This is a genomic window from Niallia sp. FSL W8-0177 (assembly GCF_038006285.1).
Lineage (GTDB): Bacteria > Bacillota > Bacilli > Bacillales > Cytobacillaceae > Niallia > Niallia circulans_A.
In genome coordinates this window covers 4,640,543-4,664,977 of the sequence record NZ_JBBOUX010000001.1, presented here as the reverse complement: position 1 = coordinate 4,664,977, position 24,435 = coordinate 4,640,543, and the positions used below count along the sequence as shown (strand labels likewise).

The following is a 24,435-nucleotide window of genomic DNA, read 5'->3' as shown; positions in this document are numbered from 1 at the left end:
GGCATTTTGCTGCTTCCTATCATTCGATCGCTCACTACTTTAATCGCTCATTTAACCCATACCAAATAACATCTACTCTGTCTGCAGCGGCTGCTATTCGCTGAAAAATCAGCCCTGTGGCATCACGCCACAAGCGATCTCTTCTATCAATCGGAACAATGCCTTTTGTAATATCACTGCCAATTATAAACACGCAGCGATTATTCTCTTCTCTTTCCCATTGAAGCAAAGCTTCCACTAGTTTTTCCATATAATCGATTGTTTGCTCCAATGTTTCTTCCTGCAGACGATTTTTGATCATCCACTCCAGTCCTTCTATTCTATAGAAAGAACCCTTCTCATTATTTGCCATGCTTATTTCCTTTTCATCAAATAGACGGAGAACCTTTCCTTCTGTAAATCCCTGCTCTCTTGCAAATGTTACTGTCCAGCTTTTTTTTCCGTGAAAGCTACCTCCTGTAATAAAGTGCATCTTTCCTTCCTCCTAAAGCTTTCTTTGTTAGACCAAATTAACTCGATTCCTTCACCAGGGGAAATCGCACAATCCCAAAAATCCCTTTTTGTTACACCATATTTACTAAGCAAGTATCGAATGACACCGCCATGTGTAACTACTGCCATTCTATTATTTCGAGTACTCTGTTTAATTAAGTGATTCCAGCCCCTATCCACTCGCTCTACCAACTCTGCAAAAGATTCCCCATTTGTTGGAGCATTAGTAAATGGAGCGTTTAACCATTTGCAATACTCAGGTAACTCTTTTAATTGTTCGTATGTTTTTCCTTCCCAATCCCCAAAATTTATTTCCCGAAAACCAGAAACACTGTACAGAATCTGTTCAGGAAACCAATATGCTGCTGTCTCTTTCGTCCGCAATAAATCACTTGTACTTATCCAGTCATATTTAGACACTGGCCTTCCTTTTTCATAAAGCATATTTCTCCCCTTTTCACTTAACGGAGCATCCGTCCAGCCAATATATGCCTTTCGTTCATTTGCAGCCGTTAGCCCATGACGAAATAATGCAATAACCATAGTGTCGCCCATAGTGCTATTTCCGTCCCTTCTACACTTGCACCTAATAAGTCACCTGTTAATCCACCAAAAGCCTGTTTCATAAATCGGCTAAATAATAGGTAGCAGCCGATGCTTACGGAAAGAAACAAAAAGAATAAAGGCAGCCATTTGGGAAACAGTAACAAGAAAACTAACAAAGCAGCTGCAATATATCCACTATAAAAAAACAGGCGCTGCCCTTGGACAGACTTTTTAAAGTATGCTCCAAGTCCGTCCCTTTTTGCCTCTGGAACAAATAGTAGGCTCCAGCCCATTACTGCTTTAGAAAAGAATGGCAGAAGCATCACAAAAAGATAGGTAAAGTCTTGCATATGTGTCACAATTTCATAGATAAAAAGAAACTTCGTACTCAATAAAAGAATGACAGACAAAACACCAAAGGCACCGACATGAGGATCTTTCATAATTTCTAATCTTTTTTTTGCATCTTGATAAGAAAAATAAGCATCACTTGCATCCATCCAGCCATCTAAATGAAGTCCACCGGTTAATAAAATCGTACTGATCCAGACAATAAAAGCAATGGCGAGAGCTGTAAATGGAGTATATTCATTTAGCAAAAAGAAAATCCCCATATAAATAAAGCCTTGGAAAAGACCTAGCAAAGGGAATGTTTTTATACTTTTCTGCAAAAACTCCCCTTCCATCGGCAGCTCCTTCCTCACTGGAATCGCCGTAAAGAACTGAATATTTACTAGAAAACCAATACACCATTTTTTCATTAGTTATCACCAGCTTGAAGGATATCCAATAGTTTATCCCAATCAAGATGTCTCTTCATCTCATCAGCAAGCGCATCAAAACGTTTATCCTTTTGCTCTCGCATAATCAGTGTTTTTCTTTCTGCCATGCCCTTTTGCAGTCGTATCTGATTTAACCATGTATTACGAAACATATCATTGTAGAAAAGATGATGCATATAGGTTCCTATCAATTTTCCGTCTTCACGATAATACCCCTCATCCCTATTATTAAGGAATAGAAATGGACATCTTTCGGCAGAATCCTCATACTCTGTTTTGCCTAAATGAATCTCATACCCTTCTATTCTTTCTGAAGATAACTTTGTAAAGGGATGATAACTACCTTCCACGCGAATCGTCGCTTTTTTCTGTTCAAAGATTGTCCTTGCAGGGATAAGCCCTAGGCCTTCTATTTCTTCGCCTGCGATTCCAGTATCAGCTCCATATGGATCCATCAAGACAGAACATAACATTTGATAGCCTCCACATAAGCCTATTATTCTGCCGCCTTCTTTATAATAGCGCTTAAGCTGGGCATCTAATCCATTCCTTTTCATTTCTCTTAAATCCTCTATCGTACTCTTGGTACCTGGAATAATGACTGCATCTGGGTTCCCTAAATCTTCCCCTTTATCAATCAGACGGATAGTAACATCTTCCTCTAGGAAAAATGGTTCTATATCCGTAAAGTTAGACATATAACGATTGTTTACTACTGCTAAATCAAGCACTTCTTTTGAAGTTGCTATTCTTTTCTCCCGTATAGATAAGGAGTCCTCCCCTTCAATCATATGGTTATGAATAAAAGGAAGGACTCCGAGAACAGGGATGCCTGTCTTTTCCTTCAGCCATTGCACACCATCTTCAAAAAGAGTGACATCACCGCGAAACTTATTAATAACAATCCCCTTTACCCTGCTCCGTTCCTCTTCTGAAAATAAGGAGAGAGTACCAACAATGCTCGCAAACACACCGCCACGATCAATATCAGCAACAAGAATAACCGGGATATCAGCCATTTCTGCGACCTTCATATTTACAAGCTCTCTATCTTTTAAATTGATTTCTACTGGGCTTCCCGCCCCTTCCATGATTACCATCTCATAGTTCCTTTGCAGATAGTGAAGGCTTTTTTGGATAACACGAATTCCTTCTTCATAAAATCGTTCACGATACCCTCTGCCTGAAAGAGTAGTACTCGCTTCTCCTAGCAGAACAACCTCTGATTGCAAGTCAGATCTTGGCTTTAAGAGAATTGGATTCATCCAAACCGTCGCCTCTATCTTTGCTGCTTCTGCCTGAATCCCTTGTGCTCTACCAATCTCTTTTCCGTCTACGGTGACATAAGAATTATTCGACATATTTTGTGATTTAAATGGTGCTACTTTTATGCCCTCATTTGCTAACATTCTGCATAGAGCAGTAACAATCAGACTTTTCCCAACATCGGATGAAGTTCCCTGTATCATCACACCCTTCATTCTTGTCCTCCCTTCTTTCGTTGTGCGATTCCGTTCTCTACTAAATATGCCTCATATGCATGCTGCACGAGAAAATAATGCAGCCGAACTAAAATCCTGCAATATATCTGTACAGCTGGATCGAGAGACGGTTCATATGTAACCTCATTACTAACAAGGATAAGATAGCGACAACTTTGGCTTAGCTCTATTAGATCCTTTTTCAGTTTTCCCTCTATCCCTTCCTGTTGTTTATCTTGGAAAAAAAGTTCATTATTGACCAAAACGGTTAAACAATCGAGCAAAATGACATCCTTTTTTGTAAAGACAGCCGCTAATTCCCCAATATCAACTGGCTTTTCATAGGTATTCCATTTCACCTTTTGTGCCTCTCTGTTTTGTTGGTGTCTGATAATTCTCTCTTCCATTTCAGCATCCGTAATGACAGCAGTAGCGATATAATGCAATGTTGCTCTTTCTTCTTGCGCATATCTAATGGCCAATCCCTCAGCAAACGAAGATTTGCCACTTCTCACGCCACCTGTTACAAAGATGAGGGATGATTTTGTTTCCATTTAGTTAACACTCCTCGCAATTGCTGATTCTGTTCTTTGCTTTTAACCGCAAATCGCAGCCATCTTCCTTCTAGACTCGGGTAATTATATGTATGTCTTGCAATGATGCCATTGTTTAGCAGAAAAGTAAGGAATTCCTTTTGATCCGTTAACCTTGGATCTTTTAACAAGTAATAATTAGCAGCAGAGTTGGAGTACACAAAATGTTTATTCTTAAAGAAGGAAAATAGCTTTTTTTTCTCTCCTTCTATATAGCTTTGCGTATTATTTAGAAACTCCTCCTGCTCTATTAATAATTCGCCAGCCTTTAAAGCAATTCCATTTATACTCCATTGTGATTGCAAGTGCTGCAGTTGTGCAATTAGTTCTTCTGATGCGAATACGTAGCCTAGCCGTATTCCTGGTATACTGTACATTTTGGTTAAAGAACGTAAAATAATGAGATTTGGGTAATTTTTCAAGAGCGGAAGCATATCCTCATATCCAACTACAAAATCATAGAAAGCTTCATCTAGAATGACGGAACAATCGTTTTGCATACAAATATCCAATAACTCTTCTACTAAGTTCTTCGGATAAAATATCCCTGTTGGATTATTAGGATTACATAAAAATACAGCATCGACTTGACGAATATCCTTTTCCAATTTAGCGAGAGACAGCTCCCAGCCTGTTTCTTCGGATAAATAATGATGATAGATGTCGCAATTATTAATTCGGCACACTTCTTCATATTCAGAAAAAGCCGGCTGAAGAAGTAATACCTTTTTCCCCGCCAGAATTCTCCCTAATAAGGAAATGATTTCCGCAGCTCCATTTCCAATCAAAAGCTGCTTGGAAGGAATTCCATACTGGTTTGAAATTTTCTCTTTTAGGCGACTTGCAAAAGGATCTGGATAAAGATGAACGGTCTGAAAGAGGTCAAACCATTTCCTTAATAAAACCGGCGGAGGTCCTAATGGATTAATATTTGCGCTAAAATCAATCGCACCCACAGGCATTTCTAAATTTGTCTTTTCATATATATACTGGGGATTAGCTCCATGCATTGGCCAGTTCAAATCCAATTCCTCCTATAAATAAAAAAAGATAAAAGCAAACAACTGCTTTATTAGCAATTTTAGTGGACTCGATAATATGTTTCGTTCCTAATGGCTGGAGTGCTGTTCCCATTCTAGCCCGATCTGATTTCTGTCCTCGATAATAATTAATCCCACCGAGCTGTATACCCAGGAGAATAGCAGTCACTGCTTCCCCCCAGCCGCTGTTTGGAGACGGATGTTTCTTCGCATCTTGGAATAGCAGCTTCCAGGCTTCCTTTTTCGGATGGAAAGGACTACGACTAACCAAAAGCAAAAGCATTGCTGTTATTCGACTCGGCAAGTAGTTAACAATATCATCACATTTCGCTGCATAATACCCGAATTCTCTATATTTATCATTCTTATAACCAACCATACTGTCACATGTATTAATGGCCCTATATACAAGACTGAAAGGAGCACCACCAATAAATGCCCAAAACAGTGGAGCTGTAATGCCATCACTAGTGTTTTCTGCCACAGTCTCTACCGTTGCCCGGACAATTTCTTTTTCCTCTAACTGCCCTGTATCTCTTCCCACAATATAAGAAAGCTTTCTTCTTGCCAGCACTAGATCATTAGCCTGCAATGGTTCATAGACCTCTATCGCAGCATCCTTCAGACTCTTTTGGGCAATGGTTGTGGCGATAAGTAGAGCTTCTATTATTACGCCGATCCACCAATGAAGCTGATAGCTAATATAAACAAGGAAACAGCTAAGCAAAAAGGTAAGCACTAAAACACTCATGAGCATCCATAATCCTTTTAACTGCCGATTGCTCCCCTCATTTAATCTTTGATCTAAATAGGAAATCAACTTTCCCATCCCTTTCACAGGATGTGGCCAGCCTGGAGGATCCCCAATCAACTTATCTAAAATAATCGCAATGGTAATGCTGATTAAATGGCCGATCATTTAGCTGCCAGCCTCCTATCCCTTTTATCTAATGACGTTGTTAAACAGTGATAGACCCCTTCTGCTATACACTTTCCAAGCGCCGTAATCGTACCGGCAAATTCAAGATATGTTCCTACTTGAGTGGCAGCGACCGATATACTATCTGTTGATGTACCTGTTGCAATAGTTCCTGTTTCCATATCCTTTGTTTTCCGATCACGCAAGACGGCTGCTTTTGCTTCGGTAGCAGTAATGGCACTTTGCAAAAAGGCTTGCTCTGATAATTTCCCGTTAACAAAAATCCAAATATTAATCGTCCCTGGATTTAAAGAGGATGAATGCTCGTTCGTCTTAGCTGCATCGACAGCATTTCCTACTCCACCTGTTACCACAATCATGACAGAGAAATCCGCTCGCTCCAATAACTGATAGGTTGCATCTTCTGTATGAACAGCTGTCATCATCCCGACTGTCTCTTGTGGGCTAAAGCCATTTTGAAGCAAATAATTGTCCATGTCTTTCTGGTAATCCTCGCAGCAGTATGTCTTATCTACATGGCGGTTTACAAAGTTTTTATACCAGCCCATCCCGGCACCCGTTACGCCAGATGAAAGCGTGTATAATGGGAAAGGAGCCTTCATTTCTACTCTTTCTGAAGTAATAGTAATTGCCGTTGTATCTATTTGAACTTTCTTTCTCTCTAGCTCTCTTGGCACAAGCGCTATTTGAGAAGCTGGTCTGCTTGGATGAAAAGTACTTTTCACATTTGTCTTATAGATTCTTTTCACTCTTTTTTCTTGCAATACATCAGAAGGAGGGGCATCTACTTCTACTTTTCCATCATGTAATAAAAGGAGTCGATCGCAATATAATCCTGCCAAGTTTAAATCATGAAAAATACAAACAATTGTCAGGCCTTCTTCCCTGCTCCATTCTCTTAAGCTATCCAATAACTCCTTCTGGTAGGATAGATCCAAATGGTTAGTAGGTTCATCTAACAGAAGGATTTCTGGCTCTTGTGCCAGGGCCTGAGCCAAATAAACGCGCTGCTTTTCCCCGCCAGACAATGCATGAATAGACTTGTCTTGATAAACAAAGACCCCCGTTTGTTTCATTACTCGGGTGATCACTTCTTCATCTTTAGAAGTCCAGGATTGAAACAGCCCCGATTGATGTGCATACCTCCCGAGCGATACAATTTCTCGAACAGTATAGGAAAATGATTCATTCACATGCTGAGAAAGCACGGCGACTACCTTTGCTAATTCCTTCGTTTTATACTGGTCAATGGATGTGCCCTTTATCTCCACCTGTCCCACTCGCGGTGTTAAAATACCGCTGATAATTTTCATTAAAGTCGTTTTCCCACTGCCATTTGGCCCAAGGATACCAATCATTTCCCCTTTATTCACAGAAAAAGAAATATCCTCCAAAATTTGTTTTGTTTCATATTGAAAAAAGAGATTTCGTACATTCAGCATTATTTTAAACTCCTCTTCCTTCTTCTCAGTAATAACCCTGCAAACACTGGAGCACCTACTATAGCTGTTATGACCCCTATCGGCAGTTCTGTCGGAGAGATAATCGTCCTAGCCAATAAGTCAGCCAAAATCATAAAACCACTGCCAGCAAAAAGAGAGACTCCCATTAAATGTCTGTGATCAGGACCTACGATAATCCGGACAAAGTGTGGAATCACAAGGCCCACAAATCCGATCGTACCAGATACAGCAACAGCCGCACCTGTTAACATGGAGCCAGCCAGCAAAATAACCATTTTTCTTCTCTGTACATGGATCCCTAAATGCTGGGCTCTTTCTTCGCCAAATGCTAAAGCATTTAATTCCTTTCCTTGCGAAAGAAGAAGACCGGAACCAACTACAAAGAAAGGCAGGATAATTTTAATGTATTCCCACCCTCTCATAGAGACACTGCCAAGTAACCAGCCTATAATTTGGCGTAGTTCGTTCCCTGTTAATGCAATCATAAGAGAAATAAATGCACTTAGAAAAGAACCAATAATGATACCCGTTAAAATAATTGTCTCAACCCGCATGGCGGGATCCATTTTTTTTGCAAAAAAAACGACAAATAATATCGTCAGAAAGGAGAATAATACACTCATAAATGGCAAAGTCAATCCGCCAAGAAACGGAATGGTAAAGTGGAAAAATAACGTAATAACGGCTCCAACCGATGCTCCAGATGAAACCCCAAGTGTATATGGGTCTGCCAATGGATTTCTTAATAATCCCTGAAATGCAGCTCCCGCTATGGAAAGACTGGCACCGACCAGTCCTGCCAAAAGCACTCTAGGGAGGCGAATATTTTGAACTATATTAACATGCATGGGATCGACATTCGTTAATATGCTTTCTGGTCCAATGTAGCTTGCTAATATTTTCACTACAGATAAAATAGGGACAGAGATCGTTCCAATGGCTATTCCCATCACAATCGCAAATAGGAGAAAAAAAGCGGCATAAACATAAGCCGCTTTGCTTTTATTTAAAAACATCCGGATACACCGCTTTGGCAACTGCCTCTACTCCTTCAACTAGGCGAGGACCAGAACGAGTTACCATGTCAGAATCTACATCTATTATTTGCTTTTCTTTCACTGCATTTATCTTTTCCCAGCCTTTTCTCGAGCTAATTTGCTCGAGTGGACTTTTTTCTGAGTAGGCACCATAAGTAGTAATAATAACATCCGGATTAGCTCCAATTACTGCCTCTTGATCCACTTGAATCCAACCTTCCTCAGAAATGATGTTATTTGCACGAATAGTGTCTAGCATCTCTTGCATAAATGTCTTTTTACCAGTTGTAAATAAATTTGGTTCCACGTTTACTTCTATGTAAACTGCCTTTTTATCACTATCGGAAATGGCTGCTGCTTTCTCCTTGATAGCACCTAACTTTTCTTTCATATCAGCTACAAGCTTATTTGCCTCTTTCTCTGTTCCAGTAGCTTGTCCAATCATGACCATGCTTTTATAAACATCTTCAAAAGAAGTGGCATCATTCACAACAACAACATCAATGCCTGCATCCCTGATTTGCTGCAAGCCTTCCGTAGAATTATGGGCGCTCGATGCATGTGCTAACACTACATCTGGATTTAGAGAGATTATTTTCTCCACATTAAAATCCATCCCGCCTACCTTCTCTTTTTCCGTCGCTTCTTTTGGATAGTTATCAAAGTCACTAACTCCAACTAACTCCTTTCCCAGCCCAAGCGCAAATACGATTTCCGTATTGCTAGGCATTAAGGAAACTATCTTTTCTGGTTTGTCTTCGATTACTACTTCTTGATCCAATCCATCCTTAATGGTGACAGGAAAGCTAGTCTCTTCTGTAGTAGCTTTTTCTTTATTATGCTTATTTTCCGTCTTCGTTTCTCCACATCCAGCAAGCACTCCAACAACGAGCAGCATCGCTAACAGTATGGAATACAACTTTTTCATCTATGTTCACCTTCCTAAATAATATAGAAAAATAAAAAACATCTCTATCATTGTCTATAGAGATGTTGGGATATCTTCAAAATTATTTTCAAAGTGCTCCACACCTCCCTATCCTCGTAGGTTTATTTGGTGTATAGAAAATGGCAGGTCTCCTGACTCATGATTTTCGCACATGGAGCCTTCCCATACATCCGTACAGTGGCACTTTTCCATGCTGCAATCATTTACAGTGGCGGGACCGTGTTAGATTCTCACTAACTTCCCTTTTAAGAGACTTCTTGTAAAAAGGGCTTAAGGATTCCTCTTCAACCTTCTCACTAAAAGTCTCACCATCATCTATCTATTTTATTTTTCCGTCTTTTCTGATTATACATTTAACAGATGTGTAAATAAATATATTCCTTTACTAAAGTTTAAAAAAAGGATCGACCGGAACCGCATGGCCCAATGCAATTCCCTGCTCTGATAATATGCAAGTGTAGCTTAATAATTGCACCCCAGCATGTGCAGCTTCTTCCAAGCTTTTTGCGAAAACTGGATCAATTGCAGCTGCTCCTGTCACTATTTCCACATCTTCTCTTTGCACAACAAATAAAATAGCTGTTTTTATTATTCCTTCACTTGCAATAGCAGTTAATTCTTGCACATGCTTAGAACCCCTTTTAGTAACAGCGTCTGGAAACATGCCAATTCCATCGCTCGCTAAGGTGACACTCTTTACTTCGAGAAGTAGCTGATTGTTTTTCCTATCTTCTAATAAGAAATCCCATCGTGAGCTGCCATACGTATATTCAGACTTAACCCAATGATAAGCAGAAAGCTCCTCTATCATGGCTTTCTTTAACATTAATTCGACTAACTTATTAGGATAGGTAGTATTAATTGACACAAGCAATCCATTTGCTTCCACATACACAGCCGTCCACTTTGTCTTCCGATTAGGATTCATGCTCGGCAGAACATAAATCACAGCCCCTTCAACTAAAAGTTCTATCAGCCGCCCTGGATCTGCCAAATGGACCTTTTCTATTTCTTCTGTTTCCTGATCATAACAATGTAAAATAAACCGATTTGGGCGCTCCACAAACGTCATTTTCTTTAATGCTGCCGGAAAGCTTACCATTATATTTCCACTCATATTTGTCACCAATTAAACGATAGCTAATTGCCATTCTCTTAATTTTTTATCAAAAACAAGTAAAGCATCACTTTTTTGCTTAGCGTTCTTCTCATATTCTTCATACATATCATCCATATTATCAAAATCCCCTAAAACCCAAATTGGTATCTCCAGCTTCAATCGTGTTTGATAGGCTTTTTCAATAGATAGTACCATGCCCTCACTCATATAACGTTTTAACTCTGTTACAATTTCTTTCGGAAGAGGTGGATAAAGCCTTTTCTTTTTAATTCCTAACAGCGCTTTCTCTAATTTAAGTTCTGTCACTTTATTTGCAATAACCTCACAAAATAATTGATAAAAAGACTCCATGTTTTTATAATAAATTTTATTAAACCAGCCATCATCATGAGCTAAATAGGCATATTGGTTGTTCAATTGTTGAAAAAATGGCTTTTTTAAAGGCTCCAGTTTATGTCCTAAATACAAGAGTTCCGCTATCGTTTGCCCTTCTAAAATATCTAATGTTTCCGTCTCATCAAAATCGACCCATACAAAGTCCCCATATCCATAAACATCTTCCATCGATAACTGTGCTAATTTATTGTTTGGAACATATTCGAACTGAGTATGTATATGAAATTCTCCATCTTCAAACTGATGCTTTAACAACAAAATAGAGGCAAGAGTATCAGCAAGGATTCTGTAAAACTCTCTAAACTCTATACCATAAGAAAGCACAAAACGTTCTTTCTCATTTAGATGGATATAAACCACATCTCGAATATCATTATTACCTTTTTTCATCAAGTAAACCTCCAAACATTATTAGCTTGTAAACTTAAAGAGCTTCAGCTTACATTCTTGTTATCGAAATTGCCTTTACTCCATTTTATCGAAATCATGATAAGAAATATTCCCTTATTTTTTATATTATATTTAAAATCCTTGATCTGCTTTTACATACTTTCCATCATACATCTAGTTGTACTTATTGTAACCATTTTAGTTTAACAAAAATAAGGAAAAATAGCTTACATAATCTAAAATTTAGAAAAAAAAGGAAGCGTATACTTGGAATGTGAGAGCGTCTAGGAGAAAGCTAACTTGAATATTCGTTAATATTTGCGGATTGTTGGCATCCATCAGAATTATTTTAGTTAATTTTGTGCTGTTCAAAGGGGGCAGTAATAGTCGTTTTTAGCTAAATAATTGATTTTATTGGCTAAATTTGCTTGGTTTCAGCCAGACTTTCAATTTTTCATCCAATCTTGACCACTTACCTTCCCCAAAAAAAATACACCGTACTAGGAAATGGAATAACGCAATTTTCCAAAATCCTAGTAACGGTTGCAATCAAATCCAGCTCAATTTATGGTTGTTTTGCTTAACAATCTTTTTATACTTTTATCCGCTTCTTTTAGCACAATACTTTTATCTATTGTTTTCATGATTTTATTTTCCATTACTATTCTACCGTCTATAATGGTTGTTTCTACATCTGCTCGTGTGGCGGAATAGACAATTCTTGAGATAGGATCCACATCATAGGACGGAAAGGTATGAAAATTTTGCAGGTTTAAAATCGCTAAATCTGCTCGCTTGCCAATTTCCAGACTGCCAATTTCTTTTTCGAGTCCGACTGCTTTTGCTCCACCTAAAGTTGCCATGCGGAACACTGTTCTCGCATCCATCGCTGTTGGTCCATGTATTGGCTTTTGAATAAGTGCAGCCAACCTCATTTCATTAAACATATCCAAGTTATTATTACACGGAGCCCCATCTGCCCCTAAACTGACGGAAACATGATTGCAAGTAAGATGATGTGTGTCAGCTATCCCTGATGCTAGCTTTAAATTAGAGCCGGGACAATGACTAACATGGACACCCTTCTCTTGAATAATCCGCTTTTCTTCTTCATCCAGCCAAATACAATGCGCCAATATCAAGCGGTCATTTGCTAAACCGAGATGATCTAAGTACACCACATTCCTCATACCTGTTTCTTTTTGCACGATTTGAATTTCCCCCTTATTTTCTGAGGCATGGGTGTGCACTTTTACACCATATTTATCTGAAAGAATCTTCACCTCTTTCAATAGCTCTTCCGTACAAGAAACCACAAATCTTGGCGAAAAGGCATATTGAATTCTTCCATTATCAAAGCCATCCCATTTTTCTAATAAATCTACACTCTGTTGAATAGACTCCGCTGTTAATTCCTGCAATGCTAAGGGGACTTCATCCCCTTTATCCATCATTACCTTTCCAGAAACAGCCCGGATTCCGCTTTCTGCAAGTGCGTGAAAAGCATGTTCCGTATGATGAACGGTTTCCATATCAACAATCGTTGTTGTCCCGCTTTCCAGTAGCTCTCCAATACCAAGCATGGCGGAATAATAAATAGATTCCTCGTCATGAGCAGCCTCAAGTGGCCAGATTCTTTGTTTAAGCCAATCCATTAGCTCAAGATCATCCCCTTTTCCGCGAAAAAGTGTCTGGCATAAGTGAATATGAGTCTGAACAAACCCAGGAATTACCGTTCTATTTGTCGCATCAATCATTTTATCTACGTGATTTTTTTTAAGATTCTCCCCTATTTCCTTAATGATATTCCCTTCTATATAAATATCTCCGGTTATAATTTCTTCTGCTTGATTCATTGTTACTATCTGTGCATTTTTGATTAACATATTTCCCATTTAAACTCCCCCATGCTTGTTTAAATTTCCGCATAAACACAAAAAAACTACGAAAAATATGCTAGTTCAAAGCATATTTTTCGTAGCAAGAAATTTACGGTTTCCAGTAGAGACCCTTAACCCAATTATTAAGGATATACGAAAAAAAGGCGCAATAGCAGCAGTTGCCTGCAGTCATGCATGTTATACCCTTATTTTAATCGAGAGGCAATTCTTTTCAAGTTAATTGTCAGAAAACTTAACAATGTTTTTTCAAGGGATCTGTTTTTTCTCAAAATCTCCTTTTTTACAAAGATTTATCCATTTCATTCTTTCACTTAATTACATATAATAAAACAGGGTATATGTCGAATAATAGCCTATAAACATCGGAAGGGAGAGTGAGAAGTATGATACACAAAATGACAGAAAATCAGATCACACTTCACATCATTCAGACACTAAAAGATAATAAAAAATCTGAATTTGAATCCATCGTTGATGAGCTACAACCATATGATATAGCTCAAATTTATGAGAGTCTCCCCGATAAGCACAGGGCTCGTTTTTTGCTTTTCTTAAAAGTCGACTTATTAGCCCATCTCTTGGAGGAATTGGATAAAGAGGAACAGCTGGAAGTTCTAAATACATTAGGAATGGACAAAACAGGGAAGGTTCTAGATTTAATGGACAATGATGACCTAGCTTCCCTTTTAAATGAACTAGCACCAGAAAGAATTAAAGAGCTCCTTTCTGGAATGAAAAAAGAAGAATCCATTATTGTCCAAAACTTAATGAACTACCCAGATGAAACCGCTGGACGTCTTATGACCAATCGTTTTGTTTGGATTCGTGATTACTACACTACGCGTGAAGCTGTCGATAAACTAAAATCGTTTGCAGATTTCGCGGAAACTTTAAGCTATTTATACGTCATTGATCAGAATAGAAAATTAGTTGGTGTTGTTTCCTATCGTGATCTTTTGATTGCTGAACCCCAGGACAAAATTCGTGACATTATGTATGAACGGGTTATTAGTGTCACAGTGGATCAGGACCAAGAAGAAGTAGCCCAAACCATCCAAAAATATGATTTCTTAGCCATTCCCGTTGTCAATGAAGAAAACATCTTAATGGGAATTGTTACAGTTGATGATATGATTGATGTCGTTTTTCAAGAAGCAAATGAAGATATCGAAAAGCTTTCTGCTTCAGGTAAATCAATAGACTTTGATACAAAAGCATCTGTTGCAGCTTACAGAAGACTTCCTTGGTTAATCTTGCTGCTTTTTATCGGGGTTGTATCTGGCAGTATTATCAGCAATTATGAGGATGTTCTTACAAAGGTTGTAGCATTATCTTTTTTCATGCCGATGATTTCTGGAATGACTGGGAACACGGGAACACAATCATTAGCCGTTGTCGTTCGTGGACTTATTTCTAATACAATTAATAAAGCAGTTGTAACAAAACTGATTTTCAGGGAATTATTAGTTGGTTTGATCATTGGGATAACCTGCGGTGTTATTATTACGATTATTGCCTATGTCTGGCAAAGCGATCTCATGCTTGGCTTAGTTGTTGGTCTTTCTTTAATTTGCACACTTATCATCGGAACACTATCTGGTACTATTATTCCAATCATTCTTTATAAGTTAAATATTGACCCAGCAGTAGCCTCTGGACCTTTGATTACAACTCTTAATGATATATTTTCGTTATTTATTTACTTCGGAATCGCACAAATTTTCCTTGCCCATTTAATGTGAAAAAAAAGACTGTCTGTCAAAAGGCAGTCTTTTTAAATCCTGTCTATTTTTTCCACCTATCTTTTTTTTATCGATTATGAAAAATAAGGAAACAATTCTGTTTCCATTTCCGTCTATATAAATAGGTAAGAAATTTGAACTAGGGGTTTGCAGAAATGAGAACAAGAAATGTTTTTTCTGAAAGATTTGATTGGACATTATGTCTTTTGCTTATGTTATTTTGTCTAGTTAGCAGTATTGCTATATACAGCGCGAACGCTGCTTACTTACAATCACAAATTATGTGGTATGTTATTGGCGCGGTTGTAATTGCCCTTATTATGTATTTTGATAATGAACAGATTCAACAAATCACTTGGATTTTGTATGGAATAGGGGCCGTTTTATTAATCGGTCTTCTAGTTGCTCCAGAAACGGCATTTACTCCACGCAGAGGCGGAGCGCAAAGTTGGTATGTCATTCCCCATATTGGCAGTATTCAACCGTCTGAATATATGAAGGTCTTTTATATTTTAGCGATTGCTAAAGTTATAAATAATCATAATGTCAAAACCATTCATAAATCTCTGCGAACAGATTTTATTTTGATGGGTAAACTGGCGATTGTAGCTGGTGTTCCAATAGCATTAGTCATTTTGCAGGATTTTGGGACTACACTCGTGTTAATGGCTATTTTAATTGGAATGATGCTAGTCTCAGGAATTTCATGGAAACTGCTCATTCCTTTATATGGTGCTGCTGCTGCATTTGGTTCCATTGTTTTATACTTAGCTATCTTCGGAAGAGAACTATTAGAAAAATATCTAGGAGTAGATCCCTATCAATTCGCTCGTGTTAATTCCTGGCTCGACCCTCATAATGCTGGCGATGATGGCTTACAGTTAGTCAAATCACTGATGGCTATAGGCTCTGGGCTTATTGGTGGTAAGGGCTTAGGAAAAGAGGAAGTGTATATTCCCGAAAGACATACAGACTTTATTTTTACGATTATTGGGGAGGAGTATGGATTTATTGGCGGCAGTATTGTCATTATTCTTTATTTTCTTTTAATATTCCACCTAGTTCGAACTGCATTGCAAACAGCCAATCCCTACAGTATTTATATCAGCGTCGGCGTTATTAGTATGATTACATTCCACGTTTTTGAGAATATCGGAATGACTATACAATTATTGCCGATAACAGGGATTCCCCTTCCATTTATAAGTTATGGGGGCAGCTCTCTAATGTGCAATTTAATGGCAATGGGACTCATATTTAGTATTCGTTATCACCATAAGTCTTATATGTTTTCTTCTAAATCTCTTTCTTTCTAATTATAAGGAACAATTAGACTCCGCGCATCGCTGAGTCTTTTTTTTTATATTTGTCCATTTGATGAAATCTTTCTCCCTTTTGTTTTCTTTCCTCTGTAATTAGGGTATATATTTAATAGAACAACAAAAACTATAAAGAAATTTTAGCAACAATAAGATGACTATGTTTTATCTAATTGTAATAAAAACTAAATTAAAATAATTATAAATAAGTATTGATTTTAATTTAGAATTTGTTATAATTAATATATAATCAGTCGAAGGGAGTTTGTTAAACATGGGATTACAAACAAAAGTAGAATTACAAAAAGAACTAAACGTACAAATTGCTAACTGGAGCGTATTATACACAAAACTACATCAACATCATTGGTATGTAAAAGGACCATTTTTCTTCACACTTCATGAAAAATTTGAAGAGTTATATGACGAAGCTGGTGAAGCAGTAGATGAACTTGCAGAGCGCTTGCTTGCTATTGGCGGTAAACCTGTTTCTACATTAAAAGAATTTATCGAAACTTCCACTTTACAAGAAAGTACGGAAAAACGATCTGCAAATGATATGGTGAAATCTTTAGTAGAGGATTATAGCCATATTAATACACAATTAAAAGCACTAGCAGCACATGCAGATGAATTAGAAGATGTGATTACTAATGATTTAGCTATTGATTTAATTGGCAAAATTGAAAAACATTTATGGATGTTAACTGCATATCTTTCTGAATAATATTGGAAAAAATCTACCACTTTTTCGTCTTCCTTGCGAAAAAGTGGTTTTTTAATTTCCATTAAAGCTTCTTCTTCCTATTTATCTCCTGAAAAGCAAAAAAATCATTTTCCTTCTTTTCGATAAAAAAGTATAATGATGGCAAAAGTATGTATTTTCATCCCTAGGAGGATAAACATGAAAAAACAATTTGTTGTGATAGGATTAGGCAGTTTTGGTGGTAGTTTAGTGGAAGAATTTCATAAAATGGGGGCGGAAGTATTAGCCATTGATCAATCTCTCGAGAAAGTGGAAAAATATCGACCTTTTGCTACCCTTTGTGTGCAAATGACAACTCTTACAGAGGCATCACTAACGCAAATCGGTATTCGGAATTTCGATCATGCTTTTGTTTCGTTTGGAGATGACGTCGAGTCTAGCACCCTTACGACCATGCTGTTAAAAGAGATGGGTCTTAGCAAAGTCTGGGTGAAGGCGGCCGATGTCTATCATAAACGCGTTTTAGAAAAAATCGGTGCTGACCGCGTCATTCATCCAGAACAGGATATGGCAAAAAGAATTGCCCACCATGTTGTTTCTGATAGTATGATTGATTATATTGAGCTTTCAAAAGAACACGGAATTGTGGAAATGGTAGCTTCTCCGAAAATACATAATAAGTCGATTTTAGATTTAGATGTCCGTGCTAATTATGGCTGTACTATTATTGGCATCCAACGAGCAGGAGAAACAATTGTCTCTCCATCCGCAAATGAAGTAATCCATCAGGGCGATATTCTCATTATGGTTGGCAGTAATGACTGTTTATATAGATTCGAAGAAAAAGCATTAAGATAATCTTTTAGAAAAAATATAATAGAAATAGACTCTGCATGAGAAGGCTTTCAATACAGTCTTCTCTTTTTTATTGCCCCCCTCATTCCTTAAACTCCATTTTATCCAACGTTTAATCCTATTCTCACTGGGTATTAAGTAGAATACATTAAGGCTGATTAAAGTTGTTGTTAATAGGAAACATATAAATTTCCTGAGCTCATTGGAACGAATAATTTTACTGATGTAAAAATCAACTTATTCCTATACGAAACAACATTCTTTAAAAATGCCTAATTTAAATCAAGGAGTGAAGAGTATGTACTATAACTGGAATTGGAATTCCTTTTGGGACAAGCTACCTGATTTTATTCTAGCAGTGGTCGTTTTAATTATCGGGTGGATTATTGCAAAAATTATAGAAAAAGCCCTCTATAAAGGACTGCAAAAAACAAATGTAGATGAGAAAATTTTCCCAGACGGAAAACCCAAAAAATATTCATCTGAAAAGATAATTAGTAAGATCGTATTCTATCTATTATTGGTTTTTGTCTTTACCCTATTCTTTAATATACTAAATTTAACGGTAATTACTTCTCCGTTAGTAAATCTGCTTTCCACCATTCTAGGAGCAATTCCAAATATTTTAAAGGCTGCATTAATTCTATTAATTGCCTGGGTAGTTGCTTCCGGATTAAAGTATCTTATTAAAAAGACAGGAAGCACTCTAAAGGTTCATGAGAGATTACAGAAATGGAATCTTGCAGAAAAGAATAACCCACAAAACATAATGGATAAAGTAGCTAACATTGTATTCTATTTAATACTATTGTTATTCTTACCTGCTATCCTAGGTGCCCTTAACTTATATGGTGTTTCTGAACCATTTGCGAATATGCTTCAAAACATGCTTGCTTTCTTACCAAAACTTTTAGCAGCAGCATTAATCGTTTTAGTAGGCTGGTTTGTTGCAAAAATAGTACGTACAATTCTAACAAACTTCCTACAAGCAATCGGCACAGAAGCCTTAGCTAAACGCTTAGGTATTAACAAGCTTCTTGATAATGTAAGCATATCTTCTGTTATCGGGAACATTGTGTTCATTTTCATTCTCATCCCAACTGTTATTTCAGCGCTTGAGAAATTAGACATTCAAGGAATTTCTCAACCAGCTATTAACATGTTAAATGATATTCTAACAATGATTCCTAATATTGCGACAGCCATTATCCTTATCTTAATTGGTATTTGGATAGGCAAATGGGTAAAACAAATGGTTGTTACTTTATTAGTTAAACTAAGCTTAGATACCTATGTAAGAAAAATGGGTATAAACGCTAATACTAGTATTTCCAACATTATTGGGACAATTGTTCAAATTCTGATTGTTTTCTTATTAGCTGTACAAGCTTTAAATATTGTCGGACTTGAAATTTTAGTTACACTTTCTACCGCTGTTATTGCTTACTTACCAATGGTGATTGCTGCTATTGTCATTATTGGCGTCGGCTTATGGCTAGGTTATCTCGTACAGAAACTACTAAGCAGCGTTTTACAAGGCGGTCACTTTAAAGTGTTACCGGTTATCGCTAAATATGCGATTATCACTTTGTCTGTCTTTATGGCACTTGACCAATTAAAAGTAGCTTCTTCTATTGTCAATGCTGCCTTTATCTTAATCCTTGGCGGTCTTGCATTAGCATTTGGTCTTGCCTTTGGACTCGGCGGCAGAGAATTTGCTAAAAAACGTTTAGATAAACTGGATAGAAAAATGGAACAAACTTCTATTCAAAAACCAAATGATGATAATACTTTAAATAGCTAATCAATGTATAAAGGACAGGCGAAAAATTCTCGTCTGTTCTTTTTCTATATAGGTAAGACGATGTATTTTTACAGTATCTTCAAAACGGCTATTGTTATGAAACCCGTTTCATAGTTTAATCTAATTAGGAGAGTATAGACCAGCGTTATATACCAATTTCATTATTCGGTATAGCGTGATGGTTTTGCTCTTACATAAATTATGGTATGTCTGTATCCAACAGTTCATAGCCTTCTACTAGAGTCGAAAGCGGTACAATATCAGCATCTTTTTGATAAAGTGGAATGTACTCCTTTAAAACACTTACTACAGCTGGCCCAGAAACTCCGACATGGCCAATCGCAATAAATTCCTGTTCTGTATCTAGCTTTTTCGCTAATCGACTAGCTTGCTTATTAATATATTGACTTGTATATATATGATCAAAAAAAAGATCATTTTCTAAATAAGGGACATTTAATTCCTCGGCTAATTCCTTTATGACACTATTGCTTGTTGTCTTACTGTCTAAATAATAAAGACTATGGTTTCGACATTCTTCTAGAATAATCTTCATTACTCTTTTATCTTCCGTCGCCTTTGAACCCATATGATGATTCATCCCAACCGCATAAGGAATACTTTCAATCGCATCCTTCACCCGTTTTCTAATTTCTTGATCTGATAAATCTGTTGTAATAGCACCTGGTCCAAGCCAGCTCTTTTTCCCTTTTTTTGGTTCTAGCGGCAGATGAACGATCACTTCATGCCCTTTTTTATGGGCACGAATGGCATCTTCCTTACTTGTAGATAGAAAAGGCATTATTGCAACCGTAATAGGAACAGGTAGATTGAGCATCTCCTCTGTCCCCTTCATATTATTACCAAAATCATCAATGACGATGGCAAGCTCTTTTCTAACTTGATTTTTAGATGGAGCTGCCTCCTGAGCGGAGATTCCTAGCGGAAACGTAAGAAAACAGAAAAAGCATATTATTTTTTTCATGTTATAACCCACCTTGTTTTTCGTTAGTATTTTCTATAACAGGCGGTTACATACAAAAACAGCCCGCTAAAAATTTAGCGAACTGTCTTGTTTCTTTATTTCCGATGCATCTTAAACTCCAAGAATAAATCATTATATTCTGCTAGAGAACGATGACCAAGATTTTCGTATACTTCTAATTTAGATGTCAATTCTTCATCTGGATAGAAACGTTCATCCCCAGTAATATCCTCTGGCAAAAATTTCATTGCCGCTTTGTTAGGAGTAGAATAACCGACATATTCTGTATTTTGAGCAGCATTTTCAGCATCTAGCATAAAATTAATAAATTGATGAGCCCCATCAATATTCTTGGCTGTTTTTGGAATAACCATATTATCGAACCATAGATTAGATCCTTCTTCTGGAACAACATATTCTACATCTTCATTTTCCCACATAATCTCAGCAGCCATTCCAGACCATAACACACCGATTGATGCTTCTTCATTTTCAATGAGCATACGAATTTCATCGCCTACAATTGCCTTTACATTTGGTGTTAAAGTATCCAATTTTTCCTTTGCTTCCCGCAAGTGATCATGATCTTTATCATTTAAAGAGTAATGTAAGCTATTTAAGCTCATCCCCATGATTTCTCGTGCACCATCTATCAGCATAATTTTATTTCTTAAATCCTTATCCCATAAATCATTCCAAGAAGTAATTTTCTTATTATCAAGCATTGCTGGATTATAAACAATTCCTACTGTTCCCCAGAAATAAGGAATTGAGTATTTATTGTCTGGATCAAAGGAAAGATCCATAAATCGGCTGTCTATATTTTTCAAGTTAGGAAGCTTCGAATGATCAATCGGAATTAATAAATCTTCTTCCTTCATTTTATCGATCATGTATTCAGAGGGAATCGCAATATCATAGCTTGTTCCTCCCTGCTGAATCTTTGTCATCATTGCCTCATTGGAATCAAAGGTTTCATAAATTATCTTAATCCCTGTCTCCTCTTCAAACTTAGAAATTAAGTCTGCATCAATGTAATCTCCCCAGTTATATACCGTTAATGTCTTACCACTCGTATACCCTCTGCTTGAATTTAATTGATGAACAATAAATAGCAGGATGAAGGCCAGTGCAAAAATAACAATTAATCCACGAATGAGAGACTTCATTTTCTCACCCCCGCTTGTGGAGTTTTATTAACTCGTTGCGTAATGAAATAGTAACCAATGACAAGAAGCAACGTAAATAAGAATAATAAGGTCGATAATGCATTAATATTTAAAGAAATCCCTCGTCGTGCTAAAGAATAAATCTCTACTGATAAGGTGGTAAATCCATTACCTGTTACAAAAAATGTTACAGCAAAGTCATCTAAAGAATAGGTTAATGCCATAAAGAAACCAGCAAATATTCCTGGTGAAATATAAGGAATAATGACTTTTGTCAATACATCCTTCCAGCTTGCTCCAAGATCTAAGGCAGCATCGACCAAAGTCGGACTCATTTCTTCCAGCTTAGGTAAAACCATAATCACAACAATAGGAATCGAAAAAGCTATATGTGACAACAGAACAGAAAAGAATCCTAATTTGATTCCAATGATCGTAAAAAAGATTAAGAAGGAAGCACCAATAATAACATCAGGGCTTACAATAAGCACATTGTTTAAAGACAAAATAGAATTCCTCAAGCCCTTTTTTCTCATTATAGAAATACTAATAGCCCCAAGTACTCCAATGATAGTTGATACTGCGGCAGACAAAAGAGCAATAATAATCGTATTTAACACAATTACGAGCAGTCTTGTATCTTGAAATAACTCCTTATACCAGCCAAGTGTAAAGGAATCAAAATCATGCATGGTTCCCCCGCTATTAAACGAGTAAAAAATCAGATAAAAGATAGGGGCATATAATATGATAAAAACAATGCATAAATACAATACAGACCATTTGGATAGCTTTTTCATCTTATATCCCTCTCTTTCTGTTCCCTGTAAGAACCATGATGATAATCATACTAATAATCAAAAATACAGCTATCGTCGAACCCATTCCCCAATCTTGTGTAATTAGGAAATGCTGTTCAATCGCAGTACCTAATGTGATGACACGGTTACCTGCAATTAAACGAGTGATCATAAATAGGGATAGAGCTGGAATAAATACAGCTTGGCACCCAGACTTTACTCCATTTAATGTTAGAGGAAAGACAATTTTTTTAAATGTCGTCCAAGATGACGCTCCTAAATCCTGAGACGCATCTACTAAGCTAGGATTCATCTTCTCTAATGCATTGAAAATAGGCAGAATCATAAAAGGAATAAAGATATACACACTTACAAATAGAAAGCTGAAGTCTGTAAATAATATTTGTTGTTCACTGATTCCAAGAAAATCGAGCATCTGATTGGCTGCACCATGTGTTCCAAATATCCCTAAGAATGCATATGCCTTTAATAAAAGATTAATCCATGATGGTAAAATAATTAATAACAGCCATAATTGCTTATGCTTCGTTTTAGTTAATAAATACGCAGTCGGATATGCAATAATCAAGGAAAAGAACGTTATTAAAAAAGCATACCAAAAGGAACTTAACGTCATTTTCAAATAAACTGGTGTAAAGAACTTCTGATAATTTTCAAACGTAAATACCCCTTCAATATCAAAGAAAGAATAATAAACAACAAGTGCAACTGGAGCAATAACAAAAAGTACAATCCATAGATAATAAGGGACCGTATACCATTTAGTACTACTTTTCATTGGCTGCCCCCTCATACGCTTCTAGGCGTTTATCAAACTCTTCTTCTGTTTCCCCAAGGCGCATAACATGAATAGCCTCTGGTTCAAAGTAAAGGCCAATTTCGGTTCCTACCGTTGCTTTCTTTGTAGAATGAACAAGCCATTCATTTCCATCCTCGTCATACCCACAAATCTCGTAATGAACGCCTCTAAATAATTGAGAGTCTACCTTTACCTTTAATTTACCTGCTTCTAAAGAAGTAATTTCTAAATCCTCTGGGCGTATTACTACTTCTACTGCTTCATTATCGTCAAAGCCACCATCTACACAATCAAAAGTTTTACTGCCAAAATGGACAACAAAATCTTTTTTCATTGTTCCTGGTACAATATTGGATTCCCCGATAAAGTCTGCTACAAAACGATTAATTGGTTCATCATAAATATCAGTTGGTGTTCCGCTTTGCTCAATGCGTCCTTTATTTAACACAAAGATTTCATCTGACATGGCCAAAGCTTCTTCCTGATCATGTGTCACAAAGATAAAAGTAATCCCTAATCTTCTCTGTAATTCTCTTAACTCATATTGCATTTCTGTGCGAAGCTTTAAATCAAGTGCAGATAATGGTTCATCGAGAAGAATAATTTCCGGTTCATTTACAATGGCTCTTGCAATTGCAACACGCTGTCTCTGTCCACCAGACATCTCACTGATTTCTCTATTCTCGTAGCCTTCCAAGTTAACAAAACGTAGAGCCTCTTTCACTTTTTCTTCGATTACTTGCTTCTTCCATTTTTTTATACGAAGACCAAAGGCCACATTTTCAAATACATTTAAATGGGGGAATAGCGCATAATCTTGGAAAACGGTATTTACCTGTCTTTTATTTGCAGGTATTTTATTAATCAGCTTACCGTTAAAGTAAATATTTCCTTCTGTCGGTTCCATAAATCCAGCAATTAATCGTAAAACAGTCGTTTTTCCACAGCCAGATGGACCAAGCAGTGTATAAAATTTACCTCGCTCAATTTCAAAGCTTACATTTTCTAAAACAGTTGTATCTTGATCATAACTCTTTGTTACATTTTCAAATTGAATAATATGCTGCTCAGACATAATATCCCCCTCTTCATTGATTTTTCTATT

23 protein-coding genes and 2 riboswitches are annotated in these 24,435 nt (G+C 37.0%); of the genes, 5 read left to right on the top strand and 18 right to left on the bottom strand.

Annotation, left to right across the window (positions count from 1 at the left end; all coding sequences use genetic code 11):
- Positions 1–34: 34 nt before the first annotated feature.
- The 13 genes from NST77_RS22745 to NST77_RS22685 all read right to left on the bottom strand — a co-directional run bounded on the left by NST77_RS22745 (position 35) and on the right by NST77_RS22685 (position 13,124).
- Entirely contained in the window at positions 35–472 is a 438-nt protein-coding gene (locus tag NST77_RS22745; RefSeq protein WP_095331035.1) for a bifunctional adenosylcobinamide kinase/adenosylcobinamide-phosphate guanylyltransferase, read from the bottom strand.
- Positions 421–1,047 carry a histidine phosphatase family protein gene (locus tag NST77_RS22740; RefSeq protein ID WP_095331037.1) on the bottom strand — a complete coding sequence of 209 codons (627 nt, stop codon included), beginning with the start codon at positions 1,045–1,047 and terminating at the stop codon, positions 421–423. The genes NST77_RS22745 and NST77_RS22740 overlap by 52 nt, the downstream gene beginning before the upstream one ends.
- The gene (gene cobS, locus NST77_RS22735; RefSeq protein ID WP_095331039.1) at positions 1,005–1,799 is read right to left on the bottom strand and encodes an adenosylcobinamide-GDP ribazoletransferase; all 795 of its coding nucleotides are present in this window, start codon (positions 1,797–1,799) and stop codon (positions 1,005–1,007) included. The genes NST77_RS22740 and cobS overlap by 43 nt, the downstream gene beginning before the upstream one ends.
- Positions 1,799–3,301 carry a cobyric acid synthase gene (locus NST77_RS22730; RefSeq protein WP_095331041.1) on the bottom strand — a complete coding sequence of 501 codons (1,503 nt, stop codon included), beginning with the start codon at positions 3,299–3,301 and terminating at the stop codon, positions 1,799–1,801. Before NST77_RS22730 ends, cobS begins: the two co-directional genes overlap by 1 nt.
- Positions 3,298–3,855, bottom strand: a complete 558-nt coding sequence (locus NST77_RS22725) for a bifunctional adenosylcobinamide kinase/adenosylcobinamide-phosphate guanylyltransferase (protein ID WP_341123596.1) — start codon at positions 3,853–3,855, stop codon at positions 3,298–3,300. The genes NST77_RS22730 and NST77_RS22725 overlap by 4 nt, the downstream gene beginning before the upstream one ends.
- A complete protein-coding gene (locus NST77_RS22720) occupies positions 3,825–4,916 on the bottom strand; it encodes a pyridoxal phosphate-dependent aminotransferase (protein ID WP_123260063.1) in 1,092 nt (363 codons plus the stop codon). Before NST77_RS22720 ends, NST77_RS22725 begins: the two co-directional genes overlap by 31 nt.
- Positions 4,891–5,853 (bottom strand): adenosylcobinamide-phosphate synthase CbiB, encoded by a 963-nt coding sequence (gene cbiB, locus NST77_RS22715; RefSeq protein ID WP_341123595.1) that lies wholly within the window; start codon positions 5,851–5,853, stop codon positions 4,891–4,893. The genes NST77_RS22720 and cbiB overlap by 26 nt, the downstream gene beginning before the upstream one ends.
- Complete coding sequence (locus tag NST77_RS22710; protein ID WP_123260065.1) at positions 5,850–7,316, bottom strand: heme ABC transporter ATP-binding protein; 1,467 nt, start codon at positions 7,314–7,316, stop codon at positions 5,850–5,852. Before NST77_RS22710 ends, cbiB begins: the two co-directional genes overlap by 4 nt.
- Positions 7,316–8,353: a FecCD family ABC transporter permease gene (locus tag NST77_RS22705; protein WP_172859525.1), complete on the bottom strand. Its 1,038-nt coding sequence runs from the start codon at positions 8,351–8,353 to the stop codon at positions 7,316–7,318. The genes NST77_RS22710 and NST77_RS22705 overlap by 1 nt, the downstream gene beginning before the upstream one ends.
- Positions 8,340–9,302, bottom strand: a complete 963-nt coding sequence (locus NST77_RS22700) for an ABC transporter substrate-binding protein (protein ID WP_172859523.1) — start codon at positions 9,300–9,302, stop codon at positions 8,340–8,342. Before NST77_RS22700 ends, NST77_RS22705 begins: the two co-directional genes overlap by 14 nt.
- A gap of 125 nt (positions 9,303–9,427) precedes the next feature.
- Positions 9,428–9,627, bottom strand: a riboswitch (cobalamin riboswitch).
- 81 nt (positions 9,628–9,708) lie between these two features.
- The gene (gene sfsA, locus NST77_RS22695) at positions 9,709–10,440 is read right to left on the bottom strand and encodes a DNA/RNA nuclease SfsA (RefSeq protein WP_095331054.1); all 732 of its coding nucleotides are present in this window, start codon (positions 10,438–10,440) and stop codon (positions 9,709–9,711) included.
- 12 nt (positions 10,441–10,452) lie between these two features.
- Positions 10,453–11,229 (bottom strand): hypothetical protein, encoded by a 777-nt coding sequence (locus NST77_RS22690; protein ID WP_172859522.1) that lies wholly within the window; start codon positions 11,227–11,229, stop codon positions 10,453–10,455.
- Between the two features lie 560 nt (positions 11,230–11,789).
- The gene (locus NST77_RS22685; protein WP_123258781.1) at positions 11,790–13,124 is read right to left on the bottom strand and encodes a 5'-deoxyadenosine deaminase; all 1,335 of its coding nucleotides are present in this window, start codon (positions 13,122–13,124) and stop codon (positions 11,790–11,792) included.
- Positions 13,125–13,187: 63 nt separating this feature from the next.
- A riboswitch (purine riboswitch) is annotated at positions 13,188–13,286 on the bottom strand.
- A 227-nt stretch (positions 13,287–13,513) separates the two neighbouring features.
- Here NST77_RS22685 and mgtE point away from each other — a divergent pair.
- From mgtE to NST77_RS22660, 5 genes are all read left to right on the top strand, one after another.
- Positions 13,514–14,872 carry a magnesium transporter gene (gene mgtE / locus NST77_RS22680; RefSeq protein ID WP_095257993.1) on the top strand — a complete coding sequence of 453 codons (1,359 nt, stop codon included), beginning with the start codon at positions 13,514–13,516 and terminating at the stop codon, positions 14,870–14,872.
- 155 nt (positions 14,873–15,027) lie between these two features.
- Positions 15,028–16,188: an FtsW/RodA/SpoVE family cell cycle protein gene (locus tag NST77_RS22675; protein WP_171509240.1), complete on the top strand. Its 1,161-nt coding sequence runs from the start codon at positions 15,028–15,030 to the stop codon at positions 16,186–16,188.
- A gap of 277 nt (positions 16,189–16,465) precedes the next feature.
- Complete coding sequence (locus NST77_RS22670; protein ID WP_047944207.1) at positions 16,466–16,918, top strand: Dps family protein; 453 nt, start codon at positions 16,466–16,468, stop codon at positions 16,916–16,918.
- A gap of 177 nt (positions 16,919–17,095) precedes the next feature.
- Entirely contained in the window at positions 17,096–17,755 is a 660-nt protein-coding gene (locus NST77_RS22665; protein WP_095331062.1) for a potassium channel family protein, read from the top strand.
- Between the two features lie 295 nt (positions 17,756–18,050).
- Positions 18,051–19,556, top strand: a complete 1,506-nt coding sequence (locus NST77_RS22660) for a mechanosensitive ion channel (RefSeq protein ID WP_341123593.1) — start codon at positions 18,051–18,053, stop codon at positions 19,554–19,556.
- Between the two features lie 199 nt (positions 19,557–19,755).
- Here the strand turns inward: NST77_RS22660 and NST77_RS22655 are convergent, their stop codons facing one another.
- The 5 genes from NST77_RS22655 to NST77_RS22635 all read right to left on the bottom strand — a co-directional run bounded on the left by NST77_RS22655 (position 19,756) and on the right by NST77_RS22635 (position 24,405).
- Positions 19,756–20,541, bottom strand: a complete 786-nt coding sequence (locus NST77_RS22655; protein ID WP_095331064.1) for a divergent polysaccharide deacetylase family protein — start codon at positions 20,539–20,541, stop codon at positions 19,756–19,758.
- Between the two features lie 95 nt (positions 20,542–20,636).
- Positions 20,637–21,710, bottom strand: coding sequence for an ABC transporter substrate-binding protein (locus NST77_RS22650; protein ID WP_095331066.1), 1,074 nt, complete (start codon positions 21,708–21,710; stop codon positions 20,637–20,639).
- Positions 21,707–22,510 carry an ABC transporter permease gene (locus NST77_RS22645; RefSeq protein WP_095331067.1) on the bottom strand — a complete coding sequence of 268 codons (804 nt, stop codon included), beginning with the start codon at positions 22,508–22,510 and terminating at the stop codon, positions 21,707–21,709. Before NST77_RS22645 ends, NST77_RS22650 begins: the two co-directional genes overlap by 4 nt.
- A gap of 1 nt (position 22,511) precedes the next feature.
- Entirely contained in the window at positions 22,512–23,309 is a 798-nt protein-coding gene (locus NST77_RS22640; RefSeq protein ID WP_095331069.1) for an ABC transporter permease, read from the bottom strand.
- Entirely contained in the window at positions 23,299–24,405 is a 1,107-nt protein-coding gene (locus NST77_RS22635; protein ID WP_047944214.1) for an ABC transporter ATP-binding protein, read from the bottom strand. The genes NST77_RS22640 and NST77_RS22635 overlap by 11 nt, the downstream gene beginning before the upstream one ends.
- Positions 24,406–24,435 lie beyond the last annotated feature (30 nt).